16 protein-coding genes are annotated in these 21,509 nt (G+C 45.1%); 7 read left to right on the forward strand and 9 right to left on the reverse strand.

Annotation, left to right across the window (positions count from 1 at the left end):
* Positions 1–54: 54 nt before the first annotated feature.
* On the reverse strand, positions 55–3,141 hold the full coding sequence (locus tag GO493_RS01555) for a TAT-variant-translocated molybdopterin oxidoreductase (RefSeq protein ID WP_157304304.1): 3,087 nt from the start codon (positions 3,139–3,141) through the stop codon (positions 55–57).
* A gap of 105 nt (positions 3,142–3,246) precedes the next feature.
* Positions 3,247–4,524, reverse strand: coding sequence for a c-type cytochrome (locus tag GO493_RS01560; protein ID WP_317165392.1), 1,278 nt, complete (start codon positions 4,522–4,524; stop codon positions 3,247–3,249).
* Positions 4,525–4,880: 356 nt separating this feature from the next.
* On the opposite strand from GO493_RS01560, the gene purN reads away from it, so the two are divergent.
* The 4 genes from purN (at position 4,881) to GO493_RS01580 (ending at position 7,500) form a co-directional block, all read left to right on the forward strand.
* The gene (gene purN, locus GO493_RS01565; RefSeq protein ID WP_157304305.1) at positions 4,881–5,447 is read left to right on the forward strand and encodes a phosphoribosylglycinamide formyltransferase; all 567 of its coding nucleotides are present in this window, start codon (positions 4,881–4,883) and stop codon (positions 5,445–5,447) included.
* Positions 5,448–5,536: 89 nt separating this feature from the next.
* Entirely contained in the window at positions 5,537–6,205 is a 669-nt protein-coding gene (locus GO493_RS01570; protein WP_157304306.1) for a hypothetical protein, read from the forward strand.
* Between the two features lie 227 nt (positions 6,206–6,432).
* Positions 6,433–7,065, forward strand: a complete 633-nt coding sequence (locus GO493_RS01575) for an SCO family protein (protein WP_157304307.1) — start codon at positions 6,433–6,435, stop codon at positions 7,063–7,065.
* Positions 7,066–7,071: 6 nt separating this feature from the next.
* Entirely contained in the window at positions 7,072–7,500 is a 429-nt protein-coding gene (locus GO493_RS01580; RefSeq protein WP_157304308.1) for a Fur family transcriptional regulator, read from the forward strand.
* A gap of 49 nt (positions 7,501–7,549) precedes the next feature.
* On the opposite strand, the gene GO493_RS01585 is transcribed toward GO493_RS01580, so the two are convergent.
* The 3 genes from GO493_RS01585 to GO493_RS01595 all read right to left on the reverse strand — a co-directional run bounded on the left by GO493_RS01585 (position 7,550) and on the right by GO493_RS01595 (position 12,549).
* Positions 7,550–9,277: a M3 family oligoendopeptidase gene (locus tag GO493_RS01585; protein ID WP_157304309.1), complete on the reverse strand. Its 1,728-nt coding sequence runs from the start codon at positions 9,275–9,277 to the stop codon at positions 7,550–7,552.
* A 252-nt stretch (positions 9,278–9,529) separates the two neighbouring features.
* Positions 9,530–10,171 (reverse strand): DUF5606 family protein, encoded by a 642-nt coding sequence (locus GO493_RS01590; RefSeq protein WP_157304310.1) that lies wholly within the window; start codon positions 10,169–10,171, stop codon positions 9,530–9,532.
* Between the two features lie 122 nt (positions 10,172–10,293).
* On the reverse strand, positions 10,294–12,549 hold the full coding sequence (locus tag GO493_RS01595) for a lamin tail domain-containing protein (RefSeq protein ID WP_157304311.1): 2,256 nt from the start codon (positions 12,547–12,549) through the stop codon (positions 10,294–10,296).
* 122 nt (positions 12,550–12,671) lie between these two features.
* On the opposite strand from GO493_RS01595, the gene GO493_RS01600 reads away from it, so the two are divergent.
* Together GO493_RS01600 and GO493_RS01605 are read left to right on the forward strand one after the other, a co-directional pair.
* Positions 12,672–13,661 (forward strand): aspartate-semialdehyde dehydrogenase, encoded by a 990-nt coding sequence (locus GO493_RS01600; protein WP_157304312.1) that lies wholly within the window; start codon positions 12,672–12,674, stop codon positions 13,659–13,661.
* A gap of 308 nt (positions 13,662–13,969) precedes the next feature.
* Positions 13,970–14,221: a hypothetical protein gene (locus GO493_RS01605; protein ID WP_012788212.1), complete on the forward strand. Its 252-nt coding sequence runs from the start codon at positions 13,970–13,972 to the stop codon at positions 14,219–14,221.
* A gap of 181 nt (positions 14,222–14,402) precedes the next feature.
* On the opposite strand, the gene GO493_RS01610 is transcribed toward GO493_RS01605, so the two are convergent.
* From GO493_RS01610 to uvrB, 4 genes are all read right to left on the reverse strand, one after another.
* Complete coding sequence (locus GO493_RS01610) at positions 14,403–15,068, reverse strand: DUF2461 domain-containing protein (RefSeq protein ID WP_157304313.1); 666 nt, start codon at positions 15,066–15,068, stop codon at positions 14,403–14,405.
* A 125-nt stretch (positions 15,069–15,193) separates the two neighbouring features.
* Positions 15,194–16,273: a porin gene (locus tag GO493_RS01615; protein ID WP_157304314.1), complete on the reverse strand. Its 1,080-nt coding sequence runs from the start codon at positions 16,271–16,273 to the stop codon at positions 15,194–15,196.
* Between the two features lie 251 nt (positions 16,274–16,524).
* Positions 16,525–17,913 (reverse strand): ammonium transporter, encoded by a 1,389-nt coding sequence (locus tag GO493_RS01620; protein WP_157304315.1) that lies wholly within the window; start codon positions 17,911–17,913, stop codon positions 16,525–16,527.
* A 435-nt stretch (positions 17,914–18,348) separates the two neighbouring features.
* Positions 18,349–20,406: an excinuclease ABC subunit UvrB gene (gene uvrB / locus GO493_RS01625; RefSeq protein WP_157304316.1), complete on the reverse strand. Its 2,058-nt coding sequence runs from the start codon at positions 20,404–20,406 to the stop codon at positions 18,349–18,351.
* Positions 20,407–20,680: 274 nt separating this feature from the next.
* Between uvrB and GO493_RS01630 the strand changes: the two genes are divergently transcribed.
* Positions 20,681–21,481 (forward strand): S1/P1 nuclease, encoded by an 801-nt coding sequence (locus GO493_RS01630; RefSeq protein ID WP_232538716.1) that lies wholly within the window; start codon positions 20,681–20,683, stop codon positions 21,479–21,481.
* Positions 21,482–21,509 lie beyond the last annotated feature (28 nt).

A 21,509-nucleotide genomic window follows, 5' to 3' on the forward strand; every position in this document is an offset into this window, starting at 1 on the left:
TAAAACTTTATCTCTCTGTTAATCTTTCGTTCTTTTAGCAGGCAACCAACTGGCTTATGCTTCGTGCTTTGCACCTTCATGAGCCGCTTCGTGATGACCTTTTACCTCAGCTTTAGGCTCAGCATCTTTGTTTCTGATCTTCGCCAGGTAGCTGATTGAAGGCAGTACGTGGAGTTGCTCCAGTACATAGTAGCTTCTGTTTGTCTGCTCTTCGTTACGTACTTTGTAGATACGGCTTTCTTTGTCATTCACGTTACCGAATACGATAGCATCGGCAGAACATGCAACCTGACAAGCTGTTTTAGCTTCACCATCTTTCATCGGACGGCCCGCTTTCTTGGCAGTCAGTTTGGCATCCTGTAAACGCTGTACGCAGAAAGAACATTTCTCCATCACACCACGGCTACGAACCACTACATCAGGGTTCAGCACCATACGTGTCAGGCTGTCATTCATACCGCCTACATCATACAGGTTATTATCAAAGCTGTCCGCACCGTTCCAGTCTCTCCAGTTGAAGCGACGAACTTTATAAGGACAGTTGTTAGCGCAGTAACGGGTACCGATACAACGGTTGTAAGCCATCTGGTTAATACCTTCAGAGCTGTGGTTGGTTGCAGCAACCGGACAAACGTTCTCACACGGAGCGTTATCACAATGCTGGCACAGCATAGGCTGGAACACCACTTCAGGATTGTTCTCATCACCCGCAAAATAACGGTCAATACGCAGCCAGTGCATTTCGTGCGCCTTGATCACCTGCTCTTTACCCACAACAGATACGTTGTTCTCTGCCTGGCAGGCAATAGTACACGCACCGCAACCAAAGCAGGTGTTCAGGTCTATAGACATACCCCACTTAATACCGTTATACTGGTGTACATCAGGATACAGGGTACCATTTTTACGGAAATCGTGATCAAACTGCTGAGCAAGTTCTTCACGGTCTTCGTTCACCTCTTTAGGGTTCTTGATGAACTCTTCCAGGGTGGTTTCTTTTACGATAGGACGGCCTTCGTAACTATTGTGCGTCTGGGTAAGACCAATCTCGTAAGTCTTGCTCGTAGCTTCAACAGCAGTGTCTACTGAGAAATAATCAAAGGTTTTACCGTTGTAGCTCACCAGTGGATAAGCATTTTTACCTACACCACCCGCAGCTTTACCAGCATTCTGGTTGCGGCCATAACCAACTGCAATGGCAATCACATCAGGATGGATACCAGGCAGTATCAGCAACGGAAGCTCTATTTCCTTACCGTTCGCTTTTATTTTCAGAACTTTTCTTTCAGCGTTGATCTCGTAATCATCACCCAGCTGAGTGTTATACGTTTTAGCCAGGGTGTTGGAAATAACTGCATAGTTATCCCATGTAGAACGGGTAATCGGGTCTGGCATTTCCTGCAGCCATGGGTTGTTAGCCTCTTTACCGTTACCGATAGCTACTTTCTCATACAGTACCAGCTCCAGTTTACCACCTTTCTTGGCGCTGTTGATAGCAGCAGCAGCAGCAGCAACATCTCCTGTGAAAGCAGCACTGCCCGGGGCAGGAGCCAGCGCAGGCTCTATGATACCATCCTGCAGTACTTTATCCCATGCTTCCTGTCCACCCAGTTTGGTGATCCACTCATTTTTCAGGAAATCTTCCCAGGTAGTAGTATTACCACTCCAGGTCAGCAGGGTAGTTTCGAATGCACGTGTCTTAAACAACGGTGCAATGGTTGGCTGTATAAAGCTGTAATATCCGGTACGGCCTTCAGCATCTCCCCAGCTTTCCAGGAAGTGATGGGCAGGAGCCGCATATTTGAACAGTTCGGAAGTTTCGTCTTTACGGTCGTTGAAAGTAACAGTCAGCTTCGCTTTCTTAATACCTTCAGTGAAACCCGCTGCATCATAATAATCGTATGCAGGGTTTACACCGTAAACAAACAGTGCACCTACACTACCTGATTTCAGGTCACTTACCAGCTGGACCATGTCGCTGTCAATACCCTGACGGTAGCCCACTGTAGAAGCCCAGTCAATAGTTGCGCCGTTAGCACCAATCTGATTGTTGATAGCGTTTACAATGATCTGAATATTCACATCATTGCTGCCGCTCACTACCAGCGCCTTACCCTGGTTCTCTCTCAGGGATTTAGCTGCTTTCTCAATTCCTTCAGCCAGACGCTTGTCAGCAATAGCCGGTTTGCTTACAGCACCGCCTACAGCGCTCAGCAGGGCCAGGGCCACAGCACCTGTCTCAGAAGGTTTATGTGTATATCTTTCGTCTGCATTAGCACCTGTTACGCTCATCATGCTCTCGAAGTGGAAATGCTTGCTCATCTCCGGCTTCTTCTCATCGATCTTACGGTTAACACCGTACTGTTTTGCGTATTCTACAGGGTTCAGCCATGTACCCAGGAAATCAGCACCGAGGCTCACGATGGTTTTCGCGTTCTCGAAGTGATAAACAGGTAATGCTCTCTTTCCATAAGAAGCCTCGTTAGCCAGCAGCATACCAGAGTAGGAAACTGCATCATAAGTAACGTGACGGAAGGAAGGATATTTAGCCTGGAAGGCTGCGATTACTTTTTTAGTAGAAGGACTGATGATGGTAGAGGTCAGCAACGCAATAGGAGCGCCTGCCAGACCTGCCAGAGCAGCAGTTACCTGCTTGTCCAGCTCCGCCCAGGTGGTTTCTGCACCGTTGATAGTAGGGAAACGCAGACGGGCTGCATCATATAGGCTCAGTACAGCACCCTGTACCCTTGCTGTGGAAGCGCTGCCGGAAACAGAAGACAGTTCGTTACCATCTATTTTGATAGGACGGCCTTCGCGGGTCTTTACCACAACCGGCACGTACTCTCCGTCTACAGCGTAAGTGGAAGCGTAATAGTTAGGAACGCCGGGGGTAATTTCTTCCGGCTTATTTACATAAGGTATTGCTTTTCTAACAGGCGTTTCGCAACTGGCAGCAATAGTAGCCGCTGCAGTAGTGAACCCCAGGTATTTCAGGAAATCCCGGCGGGGGGTAGTAGCATTCAACAGGCTTTCACTCTCTTCAAAAGGCAAATCCTCTCTGAATTCATTCTTCACATTCTCCTGATGTTCCTTGGTATTGTGCAACTCCTCCAGGCCTTTCCAATACTTTTTTTGCTCCATGTTATTTATACTAACGAGTTACGGATTATAATTTGAAACTGAGGAAGTTGACATACATCACCTATACATTTCACTTCCTTCATCAGATTTTTTACAACAATTATATTAATAGTGACATTTCTGACATTCAGTACCACCAATCATCTCAACAGTTACACTGTCAATCTTGTGATCCTTGATATCCTGGTGGAATTTCTCAAAAATGCTGTAGTATTTGTTGTCAGCAAACTGCACTTTGGTAGTACGGTGACAGTTCACGCACCATCCCATTGACAGGTCTGCAAACTGGTGAACTTCATCCATTTCAGTGATGGCACCATGACAGGTCTGACATTGTTGCTTACCGGCTACTACGTGCTGAGAGTGGTTAAAGTATACGTGGTCAGGCAGATTATGGATCTTGGTCCATTCAATAGGTTTGCCGGGTTTAGTATAGCTCTGGGCTTTAGAGTCCCATCCTACATGATCATATAATTTCTGGATCTCTGCAGTACCATTTACTTTCTTACCTTCTGCAGTGTACAGATCAGGACCGCCATATTCACTGATGGTCTTGTGACAGTTCATACAGATGTTCTCAGAAGGGATCATGGCATGTTTGCTCTTCTCTGCACCTGCATGGCAATACAGACAGTTGATCTGGTTGATGCCCGCATGTACTTTGTGAGAATAGAAGATCGGCTGCTCAGGCATATAGTCTTTCTGACGTCCCAGGCTGATAGCTCCATTGATAGTGAAATAACCACCAACAATGAACAGTGCCAGGATAATCAGTGCGATGTAAGCTTTGTTCTTGTAGAAAGGAACCGGCTCTGGAACAGCAACTCCATCCTTGTCAGCAGCAAGCTTATTCAGGTTGCTGTTTATCTGCATCAGGATCAGCGCTACAACCGCCAGGATCAGGGTAATGATACCGAACAGCAGGCTGTTGTTACCACCCTCTTCCGCTCCTGCAGCAGCAGTTGCTCCTGCAGGACCCTTGCCTTTATCTCCACCGGCGCCTTTGGCAGCAGTCTCAGAGATGTAAGCCAGGATATCATCCACATCAGCATCAGAGAAGGAAGGGAAAGCAGGCATCACCTGTTTGTTGAACCTGCTGAACAGGTCAGTAGCGTACGCATCCCCGGATGCTACCACAGAAGATGAGTTCTTAATCCATTGGTGTAACAATTTCTTGTCAGACCAACGTTCCTCCACACCCATCAGGGCTGGACCAGTTACTTGCTTGAAAACATTATGGCAGCTTGCGCAATTCTGCTGAAACAGTGTTTTACCCTTTGACGGATCAGCAGCCTTTACAGACAAGGATGCTATCATGCCAACGCATAGGACAAGAACACTCACAAAATGCTTGCGCATAAGAATGGAAACACGACGATACACAGCCTATTTAGTTTAGATTTGACCTTAAGTTTCTTAAAAGTGCTCACAAAAATAAGACACAATGTTGACAATTTACCAACAATTATAAAAATTTCTTACTTGCACTACAGAATCCTTTTTCCTATATAGGACGCGGGAAAGCAGGACGTTTTGCATGAAAAAAAACATGATAAATGTCATATCCTGAGATCTCTTTCATGTCGGATCCATATATTAATATGTATATCTTACATATAAACACCAGGCTGGTATTATTTTTGATTCACCCCTGTACTTTTTTAACTTCCCCCATCTCCCGCCTGAATAATAAATGCCAATTAATTACTTTTGCGCCGGGTTCTTAATAATATATAACATTGAAAAATATAGCCATCTTCGCTTCAGGTACAGGTAGTAATGCTCAGAAGATCATAGACCATTTCAGAAATTCAGCCATTGCCAGGGTCTCAATGATCCTCTGCAACAAACCAGGAGCAGGCGTATTTCAGATCGCAGAAAAAGAAGGGATACCCTCCGTCTTAATAGAGAAAGAATCCTTCTTCCATACAGACAATTACATTACAATCCTCAAAGAAGCAGGTATCGATCTCATAGTATTAGCCGGTTTCCTTTGGAAAGTACCTGCCAACCTGGTACAGGCATTTCCAGACACCATTATTAATATACATCCCGCACTTTTACCCAAATACGGAGGAAAAGGTATGTACGGACACTTCGTTCATGAAGCAGTCATCACTGCCAGAGAAACAGAAAGCGGTATCACCATCCATTACGTGAACGAGAAATATGACGATGGCGCCACCATCCTCCAGGAACGCTGTATCATCACTCCGGATGATACCCCGCTTACATTAGCAGGCAAAATCCAGCTGCTCGAACATAAATGGTACCCGCTAATTGTGGAACGATTATTGACTAAATAAGCAATACCTACAGCTACTGTCACAGTCTGTGATCCTGCCCCCGCAGCTTACAGCCATTTACCTGTAGTCTATAATTTGCAGACAATTATATGAAACGACCACTGCTTGTTACATGCCTGTCATGCCTTTGCGGATTGACCGCCCTCTCGCAAAGCAATGACAACTCCTTTCGCAGATCTACCTATATCAAGGTAAATCCCACTACCCTTATTAATGAACTGGAAGTCTCCATAGAGCAGGAACTCAACGAGAAATTAAGCCTGGAACTGGCCGTCAGCGGAATATATACCGACTACCCGGATTATATCCTGGCTAAAAAAATAGATTTCGGACAAAAAAAACCGGATATCAGTACAGAACAATTTGTAGACGGCAGAGGCCTCGGGTTCAAAGCCGCCCTCCGCTGGTATCTCTTCTCCCAGAAAGATGAAACCCTGTTCCGCGCCCAGGGTACCTACTTTCAAACCGTCCTCTTCTTCAGGAAAGTATTTTACCCAAATGAAGATGTAACCCTCAACAATATCAAATACAAGGAATCCGCCGATAAAGACGTTTATGGCCTCCAGCTCCTCCTGGGCCGGCAGATCAGGAAAGATAAATTCATCATAGACCCATATATCGGTATAGGTGTCCGCGCCAAAGTATATAACTACCGTAACTTCAACGACAATAACGGCACCGTCCAGGCCAACGACGGACGGCTTGTCAGCATACTGCCCAGCCTGCATCTCGGCGTTAAACTGGGACTGAAAATGTAAAAAAGTGCCGCAGCAGAAGTTGCAGCACGGTATAATTCCAATTCTATGTATGCGTATTGTATAGGGGACAACGTATGACTTCCCCATAAAGATAACCATTGTTTGCAACTTAGTTGCATAATATGATTATAATTTAAATGCTTAGCCCACTCCTCCCTCAACCAAAACCTCGTCCATAGTTACCCTTTTGTGTACTACCTTTGCATATATAACAAACGAACGGCCTTATGTCCAAGAAGAACGTGTTTTATCTTATCTTTTTTGTCCTGCTGTCAATCGCCTTCCTCGGGTACTCCGGCTACGTAATCAAAGGAGAAAAAGGAAGCTTTTTCGGAGAAGAAAAACTCCCGGTTTTAGGTACAAATGGTCATATTGTAGGAGGCTTTTCCTTCACCAACCAGGAAGGACGCACTATTACCAGTAAAGACGTAGAAGGTAAAATATATGTCGCAGAATACTTCTTTACTACCTGCACCGGCATCTGTCCAAAGATGAACGCCAACATGGAAAAGGTATATGCCACTTATAAAGATGAACCTCGCTTCCGCATCCTCTCCCATACAGTAGATCCTGAAACAGACAGCATCCCTGTACTCAAGAAATACGCGGAAGAACACGGAGCCAACCCATCTAACTGGTGGTTCCTCACCGGCACCAAAAAAGAACTTTATAAACTTGCCAGAGCCGGCTACCTGGTAGATGACGGCACCTATACGGGCGACGAAGATTTTGTACATACCCAATGGTTCGCCCTGGTAGACGGGGTAGGCCGGGTAAGAGGCCTCTATGAAGGCACCAAAAAGCCGGATGTCGACAAGCTCATTGCAGACATTGGCCGTTTGCTAAAGGAAAAACAATAATTCAGTATGAGCAACAAGAATAAAGCAAATATTACAGAACTGCTCAGAGCCAGCAAACTTAGCATAACAGATACAAGGGTGAAAATACTGGAACTGTTCATGAACAGTAATGGCGCACTGGAACATAGCAGTTTTGAAAAACTGGCCGGACAGACATTTGACCGCGTCACAGTGTATCGCACATTACAAACATTCCTGGATAAAGGGATCATCCATAGCATCCCTACCACAGATACTTCTATCCGTTATGCCCTCTGCAAATCAGAATGCACAGAGCATAATCATCATGACCATCACGTACATTTCAAATGTGAAGAGTGCGGCAATACTATCTGCCTGGACGATACAGATGTACCTGAAATACACCTCCCAAAAGGATACGCCATGCATAACATAGACGTAGTGGTAAGCGGAGTATGCAAACAATGTAAATAAAAAAGGCCGGCAGCTTCCCGCTGCCGGCCTATATAATATATATAATACATTACTGACCGATCTGGTCTATCTCCCTTCTCACAAACTCAGCCAGCTCCTTCACATAAGCAGGAGAGAAATCAAACCTGATTCCGGCTGCCTTATACAGCTCAGGTAAAGTACGGGTACTTCCCAGGCTCAGCGCCTTTACATAATTATCCAGCGCCTGCTGCTTGTTCTCCTTATATTGCTTCCACATAGCAATAGCTCCCAGCTGAGCAATACCATACTCTATATAATAGAAAGGAACTTCAAACAGGTGCAGCTGGCGCTGCCAGCCAATAGCACGGTAATTCTCCCAGCCTGACCAGTCAGTCACCCCGGTAGAGAACTCATCCTGGATCTTCACCCAGCTGGCCGTACGCTCTTCCACAGTATGCTGCGGATTTTCATAGATCCAGTGCTGGAATTTATCTATCGTCGCTATCCACGGGAAGATCACTATAGCCCTTTCCAGCTGCTGTAACTTAGCCCTGCGCAATTCCTCCTCATTGCTGAAGAAAATATTCCAATGGTCCATTGTGAACAGCTCCATACTCATAGAAGCTACTTCCGCTATCTCCATCGGATATTCCTTGAATGCACTCAGCGGCAGGTTATGGCTCAGGAAAGAATGTACAGCATGCCCGCCCTCATGCACCATCGTGGTCAGGTCCTTCATCTGACCGGCAGCATTCATGAAAATAAAAGGCACTCCTGTTTCCGCCAGTGGACAGTTATATCCTCCCGGAGCCTTGCCCTTACGGCTCTCCAGGTCCAACCTCCCCATTTTCTGCATCACCCGCAGACAGTTACCAAAGAACGGCCCCAGCTCATCAAAACAGGCAATTGCTTTATTGATCAATTCCTCACCTGTATGAAAAGGCTCCAGCGGTTTCACCCCCGCCGGCTCAGCATCACTATCCCATGGCTTCAATACATCCAGTCCCAGCTTTTCACGCTGCTTCTCCTGTAACTGCTTTACCAGCGGCAGAATATGCTCCTTTATAGCTGTATGGAACTGGAAACAATCCTCTTTTGTATAGTCAAAACGACCCAGGTCCTCAAATTTGTAATCCCTGTAATTGGCAAATCCGGCATTCTTTGCCACCTGGTCCCGCTTCTGCACCAGGGAAGTATACAGCTGGTCAAGGGTATCTTTGTCCTCCAGCCGGCGGGTAGCTGTTTTACTAAATACCTCTTCTCTCAGCGCACGGTCACTGCTTTCCAGGAAACGGGCAGCCTGCTGCAGGGTATATTCCTGTCCATTCACGGTCACAGTCATTTTACCGGCAATAGCGCCGTATTGCTGCGACTGTACACTTAATTCCGCCAGCAACGGCACATTCTCCTCGCGGAACAGTTTTACCTGCTTGCGTACATTACGCAGGTAAGTAGCATATAGTTCCTGGTCAAGGGCCTTTACAGCTTCACTGGCCAGTAACTTCCTATTCAGCGCATCTGCATAGGGCTGTAACTTGGGCTGTATTTCCATGCAGAAGTAGGCAAATGCCTCCTCGAGCGACTTATCAGTAGTATCGCAGGTCATACGGATCTGCCGCCAGCAGGCATCCTCACTGACCACCGCCTCCAGCTCACTAACATCTTTCAGCCATTGCTCCAGTGCAGGCACATTGTCTATCGGTCTTTGCTGCAGTTCCTCAAAAAAAGGCTGCAAGGCCTCCCACGTAGTTACCGTAAAATCTTCCGGTAATAATTTACGTGGCTGTTTCTCAATATTTGCGTCTAACGTATTCATTTTACTAAAATAAGAAATTATAAGGCTTCCAAACACCCCTCACTTTTTCTTCCGCCAGCCCCCATCCCTTCCTCTAAAAAACTCTCACCTTCCCCCAGCCGGCCGCAGGCCAGATCTTCCTCTCAAAAACAGCGTTTCGCCTTCAGCAAAACCCTGTTTTGAGCAATTCCCCCTTACCATCCCTGAATAATAAAGCCTGGCACTGATTAAAACAATCAGTGCCAGGCTCTTATCATCAATCCGTAATCCGGACTATTCTTCTGTCTTCTTCTTCTTAGGAGCAGCCTTCTTCTTAGGCGCTTCTTCACCCTCAGCAACAGGAGCCTCCTCTTTCTTAGGCTTAGCCGCTGCCTTCTTAACAGGCTTTTCCGCAGGCGCTTCTTCAGCATCCGCACCTTCTTTCGCCGCCGCTTTCTTAGGCTTAGCCGCTTTCTTAGCTGGTTTCTCTTCTTCCACTACAGGAGCGCTCACCTCTGCAACCTCTTCAGCAGCTTCCTCAGCTACTTCTTCGAATTTCAGCAGGTCATTGCTCTTCAGGATGGCATACCATTTCACCATCTTCTTCATATCGCTCACATAAACCCTTTCTTCATCAAAAGAAGGGAATACGCTCTTGAAATAAGCCTTGATAGCATTATTATCTGCCTTTGCATCAACAGGAGCTGTTTTCGCTTCCTGGTCCTGCATAGCCTTGAAAACCTCAGCCAGGTTCACATTCTCTCCGGTAGTAAATACTTCTATACTTTCCAGGGGAGTAAAGTTGTGGACACGGGAGCTCACAAACTTTGTGCTCTTGTCTTCCAGAGATCTTACGATAGCGCCATCCTGTTTGCTGGCAATCAATTGAAACAAACCACCCAAACCGGTTACTGCAACTATTTCTCTATACTGCATGTTCAAATTTTTAAGAAGCGCAAATATAAAAAATCGTTTCTATCCGACAAATTGGAGATCCCGTTCATTTAATTCTTTTTTCCATTATTGACTTTGTCAGCTATTCATCTTGACACTATCAACTAATTTAACCTTTTTGCTAATACCAACGGCAATTTCCACCGGCTGGTTCTCCCATTAAGGTCAAATATCTCTATAAAAATCACATATATACCGGTACCCGGCACACGGTTCCCGTCTCCCCGGCCATCCCAGAAGATGCGGCCGCTTACCGGCAATAAAATATTCTTTTCAAGAGTACGTACCAACCTCCCCAAAGCATCAAATATCATCATATTAGCTACATACCCGGGCCCGGGCAGCGTATAGCTGACCACAGCCACATCATCCGTCCCGTCATTATCCGGAGAAAATAAGGAGGGCGCTACCGAAAACACACCTTCTGTCCCCGGCAGCTGCAATCGCTGCGAATTATTTGTGCCAGGAGTTGAATATTTCACTGTCGATGCCGCAGAATGCCAGTTATACTTATCCTGTGTAGGGGCATCCGGGTCCAGCCGCTCCAGGGAAACACCTTTTGTATTCCCCGCCAGCAAAAAATGCAGGTCATCTGAATAATGGAACGAATCCAGTACCTGCCCGTCACTGCGTTTCAATACAACATCTCCCTCACCATTTTTTAATACAGGAATGTTGACATCATAAATATTTGCATCCGTCATACAATTATATAACATACATAGCCCGGCAGGATCAGATGTAAACACAGCCAGTTCTCCGGGCAATAACAATGCAGGTATTGTCACCGTTTTTCCGTTAACATATAATTCCTGCAGGTTAATACTCCTTTTACTGCGGTTATATAATTCTATAAATTCAATGGCCCCGTCATATAATACTTCATTGATCACTACATCCAGGCTATCCGGTACTGCTGATTGCGTCAGTAGTATACTGTCTGCCTTTACAGGCAGCCCTTTACAATCATTCAGCCCATCAACAGAAAGCATATAAATGGTATCCGGAGATAAAGGTCTTTGCAGATGCAGTATTACTGTGTTATATAAGGGAGGAGAGATGCTGATCCCTTCTAACGGTAAAGAATACCTTGCAATGTCAACTGCTGTCAGACTATCCATAGCGCCGGAAAAGATCAGTTGCACCGTTACACTATCGTACATATATGACCGTTGTAACGATACCGGCAATGGTATTCCATTCGCAGTATTATCTGTTCCCGGCGTTCCGCCTCCCGGTGCTGCAGACGGCTGCCAGTTACTTCCACCCGCACAGGGCCACTGAACAGACCTCATTTCAAGGCTCCAGCCCCCTTTGGCCTTTACAGCATCATTATACCAGCTTCTGTCATATCCCACGGCATGGACCAGGACATTACTGTCATTATATAAGGTAATAACGTCACTGTCTCCCGGCAACGGCATACCGCTGATGCCCAGTATATTATTAATGCTGTAAGCACTGGCGCTCCCTTTATCACACAACACCAGCAAACTGTCCGGCTTTAGCAGGTATGCCGGCAGCACTACCTCCCTGGTACTGTTACCTATCTTCCAGCCTTTCAGCTGTATGGCATGTTCACTGTTATTCCTCAGCTCAATAAAGCGCGCCGGCAGCAGACCCGCAGAAGGTAATGCCCTGGGCAGGAACTCATGTATCAGCACATCATACTTTTTTACAGGAACGGTTTGTACCGTGTCCGGAGGTGTAGCCTCGGTCCATACAATTACATCATCTATATAATGGCGACGAAAAAATGACGAAGTGGATTGCCGTACCAGGAATCCCATGAACCGGGACGTATTATATATATTGTCTGTAACCCCTCCTTCAGAAACATAGGCATCCCCTTTTCCTGTTTCATCCGTCCATAATTCCCACTGACCGGTAGCACTCCTTATCACCCTTATCTTAAGAATATTTGAACTATGATCAGTGATACCGTCCCTTCCATCTACCAGTAGGGAAGGAGTACCTGTGCCGTCACGCCGGTAAAGACAGATCTCATCCCTCGTATTACCTATCCTCACATAATAGCCCTTTACTTCCGATAGCAGGTTAGACGTATCCGCCATCAGGTATACATCCACATAATTCTGGGAGGAAGTATTAAAATTCAGCCAGATCCACCACTCCCAGGTAATACTCCCTGTCAGGGCCAGCGGCGTGGCAATATAAAAGCTGCTGTTTACTCGCCTTAAGCTGCTTTGCAACTGGCCGCTGTTCAATTGCCAGGCAGTATCAGTACCTTGCCATGGAAAATCCGGACCAATTTGTTGATAATCAAAACGTTCTACGAATTGAGAAAACGAGAAGGATACCCGCAATAGCAGGTATGCGCAAACAATGGAAAAACGCATTTCTAAAAATTTGGGTTGGTTTAGGCTGAAAATTAGTGAATTTCTATGATTCTGATCAATACATTGAAAACCGGCTGGCTTATGTTAAATTTGCACTTCCAAAAATTTAAAATGTAAAAACAATGAAAGTTGCCGTAGTAGGAGCTACCGGATTGGTAGGCTCAAAAATGTTACAAGTGTTAACGGAAAGGAATTTTCCGGTTACAGAGCTGATACCCGTAGCTTCTGAAAAGTCTGTTGGTAAGGAAGTAACATTTAAGGGCAAGCCATATAAGGTGGTGAATGCTGATACGGCTATTTCAATGAAGCCGGATGTTGCCCTGTTCTCCGCCGGAGGAAGCACTTCCCTGGAATGGGCTCCTAAATTTGCCGCTGCAGGAATAACAGTGATCGATAACTCCTCTGCCTGGAGAATGGACCCAACCAAAAAACTGGTAGTACCAGAGATCAATGGTAAAACACTGACTCCTGAAGATAAGATCATTGCCAACCCTAACTGCTCTACCATCCAGATGGTACTGGTACTGAACCCGCTGCATGAGCAATATAAGATCAACCGTGTAGTGGTATCTACTTACCAGTCAGTGACCGGTACCGGTGTCAAAGCAGTAGATCAGCTTATGAATGAGCGTAAAGGTGTGGAAGGAGAAAAAGCATATGCACACAGAATAGATTTGAATGTTATACCACAGATCGACGTTTTCCTCGATAACGGTTACACGAAAGAGGAAATGAAGATGGTAAAAGAAACCATAAAAATCATGGGCGATGATGGTATCCGTGTTACAGCTACTACCGTTCGTATTCCTGTTATCGGTGGTCATAGCGAATCTGTGAACGTAGCTTTTGATAATGAATTTGAACTCAGCGATATACGTAGCATCCTGGAAAAAACGCCCGGAGTAATAGTAGTCGACGATCCTTCCAAACAACAATATCCCATGCCTAAAGACGCGCATGAAAGGGATGAAGTGTTTGTAGGACGTATCCGCCGCGACGAGACTCAGGCTAAAACACTGAATCTCTGGATAGTAGCAGATAATCTCCGTAAAGGCGCTGCAACCAATGCAGTGCAGATAGCTGAATATCTGCACGCACAGAAATGGATTTAACCATCCCGGAAGCTCTTGTCAGTGATGTTGTTAGTTCTTTAAAAATGATTTCCGGAACGGATATACGTTTTAATTTCAAAATAAAAGAGCAAGTGCGCCTGCACTTGCTCTTTTAGTATCGATTTCGAGAGAAATTAGTATCACCAGAACAAAAATTACACAGAAGTAGTATTGCTTTATGAAGGATAAAATTCAATTTTGGTATTAATAATCCTATGCCAGCTTACTTATTCCAAAAGACATACTTTGTAAGAAAGTAAGGTGCGAAAGAACTAAAATTCACAAATCCGTAAACACCCTTAAGTCCTATGAAAACCAACGCCAATCGTGAGCTTTTATTGATGCACAAATTTACAGAAGAGTGGAGTACTAACTTTTCTTCTCAGGTTTCTCGCATCATGAATATTGTAGATCAACATGATACACTGGATGGTATCATTCCGATCATCGAAGTGGCTAATGTGTATAACCAGAGGTTTGCACACACTAAGACTGATAAGGAGAATCTGTTGAAAAACCGCAAAGCAAGACCGTTTGAGTTTCTGATCCACAAAAACTAACCCGTATAAAACATTTTTACACTGTAGCTATCTGCCGGATGAGTACTCATATATTTATCAGGTGCCTATCCGGCGGATAGACAAACAGCCGTCATGTGAATGAGCTATATGCAAAAAACTGCCTGTCCATGAGAACAGGCAGCATACGTAATAGCTTTATACAGTACATCAAGACTGAAAATTACTCAGTATCGAGCGCCCTGTCAAGAAATTTTACAAAAGGCTGCATCACCGAAAATATCTTTAATATCTCTCTCACCAACGCCGGTTGCAGCGCAGCTTCATCCGGAATGTGGTGCCATACGGTAAAACTTTTCAGTTTCAGGTATGCTATAGCCGGATTATCTGGCTGATAGCCCTGCGGAGCTGTCTTCAATGACTCTCCCTCTATTTTTCCGAAGTACCGGATAAATTCCTTATTAGATATGATCTGCTGGAACTCCTCAAAGTTGTAATCTATTTCCTGCCTTACTTTTTTCAGTACTGCCGCATCAGGCATCCACAACCCGCCACCGGCAAAACTATTTCCTCCCGGCTCCAGGTGAAAATAATAACCCGGACGTGGCGTTTTCCTGCCGCCAGGTGAAAAAGCGGCACCCATATTGGTTTTATATGGAGTCTTATCTTTAGAGAACCTCACATCTTTATAGATCCTGAACGTACAGTCCTTTACCTGCAATCCCGCTATAGCCGGGTCCTGCTTGCATAAACCGTCCAGTATCTGTTGTACCACACTCTCATAATCCTCTTTTGCTTCCTGGTATTCAGACCTATGTTCATCAAACCAGGGCTTATTGTTATTCTTACTTAACGACTTTAAGAATTTCAACGTGGGGGCCTGTAGCATGTAATCAGTTTTACTCACAAAATAAAAAAATTTCCCTTGAATAAGGGAATATGCAAATGCCCCGCGCTCCCTTCTCCCGATGCCGGAAAGGAGAAAAGGAACGCAGGGCAGGGAGGATGTCCTGCTTAGAAATGATAAGTTGCAGCTAACAGAACATTCGGAGACGTGCTGGTAGCAGCCCCTGACTTCTTATTAAAAATATCTGTTGAAGCTTTGTCAACCCTGAATTCAGGTATAATTGTGAGATTACCGACTTTATAATTGAAAGAGAGCGTACCCGCTACTATATTTCCACCCTCTCGGCCAGCATGCGTTTTCAGAGCATCGCTATCGTCAAAATACTCACCACGCAATGTCAGCCCCAGATTGGGATTAAAGTCCAGGTTAACATACAGCGCAGATCCCCACCATTTTTTAGTTCCCTCTCCAGACTCCTTATCCCTCGTATTATTATAAGTGCTTACAGTACCATTATACCCAAGACCAATAACATTGTTCACCTGGTATATAGCTACAAGATCAACCTGGTGGTTCTGTATCCCGATAGTGTCTTTACCTTCCAGGTAGTTCAGGTATAATTTAACCGGGGCAACTGTAGAAGTATATCCCAGCTGAGCGCCTATATATTTATGATTGCTCCAGGAAGCTGATTTAAAATCAGTGGGATTGAAAACGCCCACCATAGCAGTAAGCGACTTATTAATGGTAATATCTGCTTTTACACCCGTACTGAAGAAAGGACCATTGCTGAACATATAACTCATACTGTAGTTCCTGTTCAGATACGCATCCAGCAGCTCATATCCTACATGCGTAGCAAAACTACCCATGCTGATCTTTAACTTGTCCAGTACCTGGTAACCTATATACAACTGCTTGATAGCCAATTCAGCAGTATTCTTTTTATCGGTTGTTTCATTGTAGGAAAATTCAGCGGCTCTTCTGCCAAAACCAAGATCGGCAACAATACTTCCCTTTTTGAATTCATGCTCTGCCTTCAGGGAAATCATTCCCAGCTCAAAACTGTTGTGGGAATTTGTAAAGCTTGTCTTGTTGTCTGTAACATTGCCATTGAAATTGTACTTGTAATAAACATCGGCTGAACCGGAAAGTTTGAATGCCGGAGCCTGCGTTGTATCGGCCGTTTGGGAAAAGGCAATCGAAACCTGGCAGGCAGCAAATACTGCCAATAGAACTTTTTTCATGCAATGAAATTTGGATGATAAAATGGTGTGCGTGCGTGTTTTTCCTGTGGTATGCTGTTTTCCTGTTCTTAAGCCGGAAGAGTGAGAAAAGAATAGCTGATAATTAACGGGGGATAAAAAATGTTAAGTCAGAGAATATAGATATTGGTTGATAAAACTCCTGGTTGATAGAATGTTTTATTATACTCCCTTATTAACTATCAGCTATTCTTTTTTTGGGTATCAAACTATTTTAATCACGTATATGCATCTTAGTGCACCATCTGCTCTTCTTTGAGAGTGCCGTTGTCGTACACGCTCATCATTGCAGGATGATATTGTTCGTTGTGCTGTGTAGCATCCAGACCCAGTGCTTCCTCTTCGTCAGTTACACGCAGCGGATGGATCAGGTCAATCAGCTTAAAGATGCCATAAGATACAGTGAAGCTGTATACTACCACGATCAGCAGACCCAGGAACTGGCTCTTGAACAGATCGAAGTTACCATAGAACCAACCGTCCTTACCAGCGCTGTTCACAGCAGTAGTAGCAAATATGCCAGTCAGCAGCATACCCACCATACCGCCTACACCATGGCAGGGGAATACGTCCAGCGTATCGTCAATAGCGGTTTTGGATTTGTAATGAGCTACCAGGTTGGAAACGATCGCAGCAGCAAAACCTATCATGATACTCTGCGGAATACCTACGAAACCGGCAGCAGGAGTGATAGCCACAAGACCAACTACAGCACCTATACAGAAACCCAGTGCAGAAGCTTTACGGCCACGGATCACATCGAAGAAGATCCAGGAAAGACCAGCAGCAGCAGCAGCAGTATTTGTAGTAGCGAAAGCAGAAGCAGCCAGACCGTTAGCACCCAGCGCAGAACCCGCGTTGAAGCCAAACCAGCCAAACCACAGTAAACCTGTACCCAGCAATACAAAAGGAATGTTTGCAGGTTGCAGCTCCTTCTTTTCAATATGGTCCTTACGACGCTTCAGTACCAGTACACCAGCCAAAGCAGCGCAACCGGCAGAGATATGTACTACCGTACCACCTGCAAAGTCAAGCACACCCATACCAGCCAGCAGACCCTGAGGATGCCATGTCCAGTGAGCAATAGGCGCATATACCAGCAAACTGAACAACACCATGAATAATACATAGGAAGTGAAACGTATCCTCTCAGCAACCGCACCCACAACCAAGGCAGGCGTGATCACCGCAAATTTCATCTGGAAAAGTGCAAACACCAATAAAGGTATAGTCTTACCAAACTCCCAGGGCTCTCCTGACGAAACGCCGCTGAAGAAAGGATATGTAGTAGGATCACCAATCAGACCATTTATAGAGGTACCGAATGACAGGCTGAAACCAATAACAACCCACAGTACACTCACTATACCGGTAGCTATAAAGCTCTGGACCATGGTAGAGATCACATTCTTACGGTTAACCATACCACCGTAAAAGAATGACAAACCAGGTGTCATCAGATATACCAGGCAAGATGCAACCAATATCCAGGCAATGTCACCATAATTGTATTGACCCTTAGGATCGGCAAAACTTGCCTCCCTTGGCATAAATAACCCAATTATCGCAACCAATGCCAGGAAAATGAAAGGCAAATAGTCTTGAAATGATGTTTTCTTCATAGCATTTGATTTTTAAATTCTTTTAATAAAAGTATAAATCATATTCAAAACATCAAATAGGATAGGCAAAAAATAGAAATGATTGAAGAAAAGTGTGGTATTAGGGGTCAAAGATCAAGTATATTATAAATAATAATAATATTAATATTAGATTTAGCGATTTGAGATAGCATAAAAAAGAATAGCCAACACTTTCAAAGTATTGGCTACCAAATAATTACACCTATTATAGTAGTACATTTAACAATTTTCTAACACTGGGTAGTGGCATGCTACTGCTATTCTGTCATATACCTCCTAATAAAATGTATATCAACATAATAAATATTAATAAGTTTATAACAGGTTTGAAATCCTTTTTGAAAATTATCAATACATTAAAAAAATCAACATTTGAATTCTATGATCTGGAACATAAAAAATGATTCGGCTGCGCTATGATTGCTTCATACTTTCTAATTCACGTTGCATTGCGAACATCTGATCACGCAACCTGGCAGCTTCCATAAAATCCAAATCCTTGGCAGCCTTCTCCATGTCCTTCTTAACCTTACCAATAGCCTTTTCCATCTGAGGTATCGTTTTGGCAGTCGATGCCTCCTGTCTGGCCAGGTCTGTTACATCCTCCGCTACCAGGCTCACCTCATCATGTATAGCATACGGCGAATTTTCATCGAAATGCTTGATCTCCAGCACAGAAGTCTGCCCCAGTATCTGCTCCTTGCTTTTCAGTACCGTCCTCGGCGTAATATTGTGAAGCGTATTATAAGCAACCTGCTTTTCCCTGCGGCGCGTAGTCTCATCAATGGTCCGCTGCATACTGTCCGTGATCTTATCTGCATAAAAGATCACCAGCCCATCCACGTTACGCGCAGCACGACCCGCCGTCTGCGTAAGAGAGCGCTCATCTCTCAAAAAGCCCTCCTTATCTGCATCCAGTATAGCTACCAGCGTTACCTCCGGCAAATCAAGGCCCTCACGCAATAGATTTACACCTACCAGCACATTGATATTGCCCAGGCGAAGGTCCCTCAATATCTCAATACGCTCCAGCGTATCTACCTCCGAATGGATATAACGGGACTTGATATTGATCCTGTGCAGGTACTTATCCATCTCCTCTGCCATACGCTTGGTCAGGGTGGTAACCAGCACACGGCCACCCTTTAAAACATGCTTGTCTATTTCCTCCAGCAGGTCATCTACCTGGTTAACACTGGGCCTGATTTCAATAGGCGGCTCCAGCAAGCCGGTAGGCCTTACCACCTGCTCCACTACAACCCCTTCCGTCTGCCTCAGCTCATAGTCACCGGGAGTAGCACTCACAAAAATGGCCTGATTCACCAGGTTCTCAAACTCATAGAAGTTCAGCGGACGGTTATCCATCGCCGAAGGCAGCCTGAAACCATAATCCACCAGCGTCAGCTTACGGGAACGGTCCCCTCCGTACATACCACCTATCTGGGGTATCGTAACGTGACTTTCATCTATCACCAGCAGGAAGTCCTTTGGGAAATAATCCAGCAGACAGAACGGACGGGTGCCCGGTTTACGCCTGTCCAGGAAACGGGAATAGTTCTCAATACCACTGCAATAACCCAGCTCCCGGATCATCTCCAGGTCATAGTTCACCCTCTCAGACAAACGCTGTGCCTCCAGGTGCTTGCCAATTGAACGGAAATATTCTACCTGCGCCGTAAGTTCATCCTGTATCTCAAAAATGATCTGCGCCATCATGTCCTTCGGGGCCAGGTACAGGTTAGCCGGAAAAATGGCGGCATTTTCCATCGTCATGATACGCTTCCCCGACTCTATATCAAAGCTTTCTATTTCCTCCACTTCATCCCCGAAGAAAGTGATCCGGTAGCCATAATCCACATAAGGCAGGTTAATATCCACCGTATCCCCCTTCACCCTGAAATTCCCCCTGTTAAAATCTCCCGTGGTACGGGTGTAAAGAGAGTTCACCAATCCATGCAGTACAGTGTTCCGGCCAATGGTCTGCCCCTGGTGCAGGCGTATAATACCATTCTCATAATCCGTAGGGTTACCCATACCATAGATACAGGACACACTGGCCACAACAATGATGTCCCTCCGGCCAGACAACAGGTTCGTAGTTGCCCTCAGACGCAACTTATCCAGCTCCTCATTAATAGACAGATCCTTCTCTATATAAGTATCACTCACCGGCATGTAAGCCTCCGGCTGATAATAATCATAGTAAGACACAAAATACTCAACCGCATTATCAGGGAAAAACTGGCGGAACTCTCCGTACAGCTGAGCCACCAGTGTTTTGTTATGGGTCAGTACCAGCGTGGGCCGCTGTACCTGCTGGATCACATTAGCTACAGTATAGGTCTTTCCCGATCCGGTCACTCCCAGCAATGTCTGGTAAGGAGCTCCGTTCTGTACTCCTTCCACCAGCTGGCGTATAGCTTCCGGCTGATCACCCGCAGGGGCATATGGTGCATTAATTTTGAATGGCATATCTTCTAATTATAACGTTTTCAAATTTACAAATAATCGTCACCGCTTTTTCAGTAGTGCAGCAATCTGAATTTTAACCGGCCTGCGGCCGGTTAATCCTCTCCTCTCAAAAACAGGGTTTCGCCTTCGGCAAAACCCTGTTTTTGAGCAATTATTTCAGGTTCTACATCAAAAAGAAACTCAAACTGGCACACTCCCATTTTTTCATATCAGAAATCCGGCTCACCTTTATATAATATATTGGCATCTACTTTAATTAACCGACTCATTTTTTATGCTTAGAAAATTATACCATGTTTTACCGGCAATGCTGTTCCTGTTCATTATTCCGGCTACAGGCTTTGCATGGGGTGTTACCGGTCATCGCATAGTGGCTGAAATCGCAAGCCATCATCTTACGCCCAAAGCCCGCAAAGCTATCCTTGCATTGCTTGGCCCGCAAAGCATGGCAATGGTGGCTAACTGGCCTGATTTCATCAAATCTGATACCACTCATAAGTATGACAATACCTCCCCCTGGCACTATCTCGACTTTCCTGCAAACAGCACCCGCGTACAGTTTGATGAACTCCTGCATAAACATACTGAAGAGAACCTCTATACGCAGACGCAGGCGCTTATCAGGCAATTAAAAGATCCAGCCGTATCAAAAGCAGATAAAGTATTTGCTGTTTCTTTCCTTATCCATATGATAGGAGATATGCATCAGCCGTTACATGTAGGCAGGGATGAAGACCTCGGCGGAAATAAAGTACAGGTTATGTGGTTTGACAAACAAACCAATCTGCACAGGGTATGGGATGAACACCTTGTAGATTTCCAGCAGCTTAGTTATACAGAATACACTGCGGCACTGGACACCGCTTCAAAAGCAGAAATTGCGAAACTGCAGAGTGGCAGTATTGCTGACTGGATGTTTGAATCACATCAGCTGGCAGATAAGATCTATTCACTTACTCATGCAAATGATAAGCTGAGCTATCGTTATAATTACTGGTTTGTAGGATATATGAATCAGCAGTTACTGAAAGGAGGCTTGAGGCTGGCGGCTATTCTGAATGAGATTTATAAATAAAGAGAAACAGGCTGGCCAGAGGCCAGCC

The sequence above is a fragment of the Chitinophaga tropicalis genome (assembly GCF_009758205.1).
In the GTDB taxonomy this organism is placed as follows: Bacteria; Bacteroidota; Bacteroidia; order Chitinophagales; family Chitinophagaceae; genus Chitinophaga; species Chitinophaga tropicalis.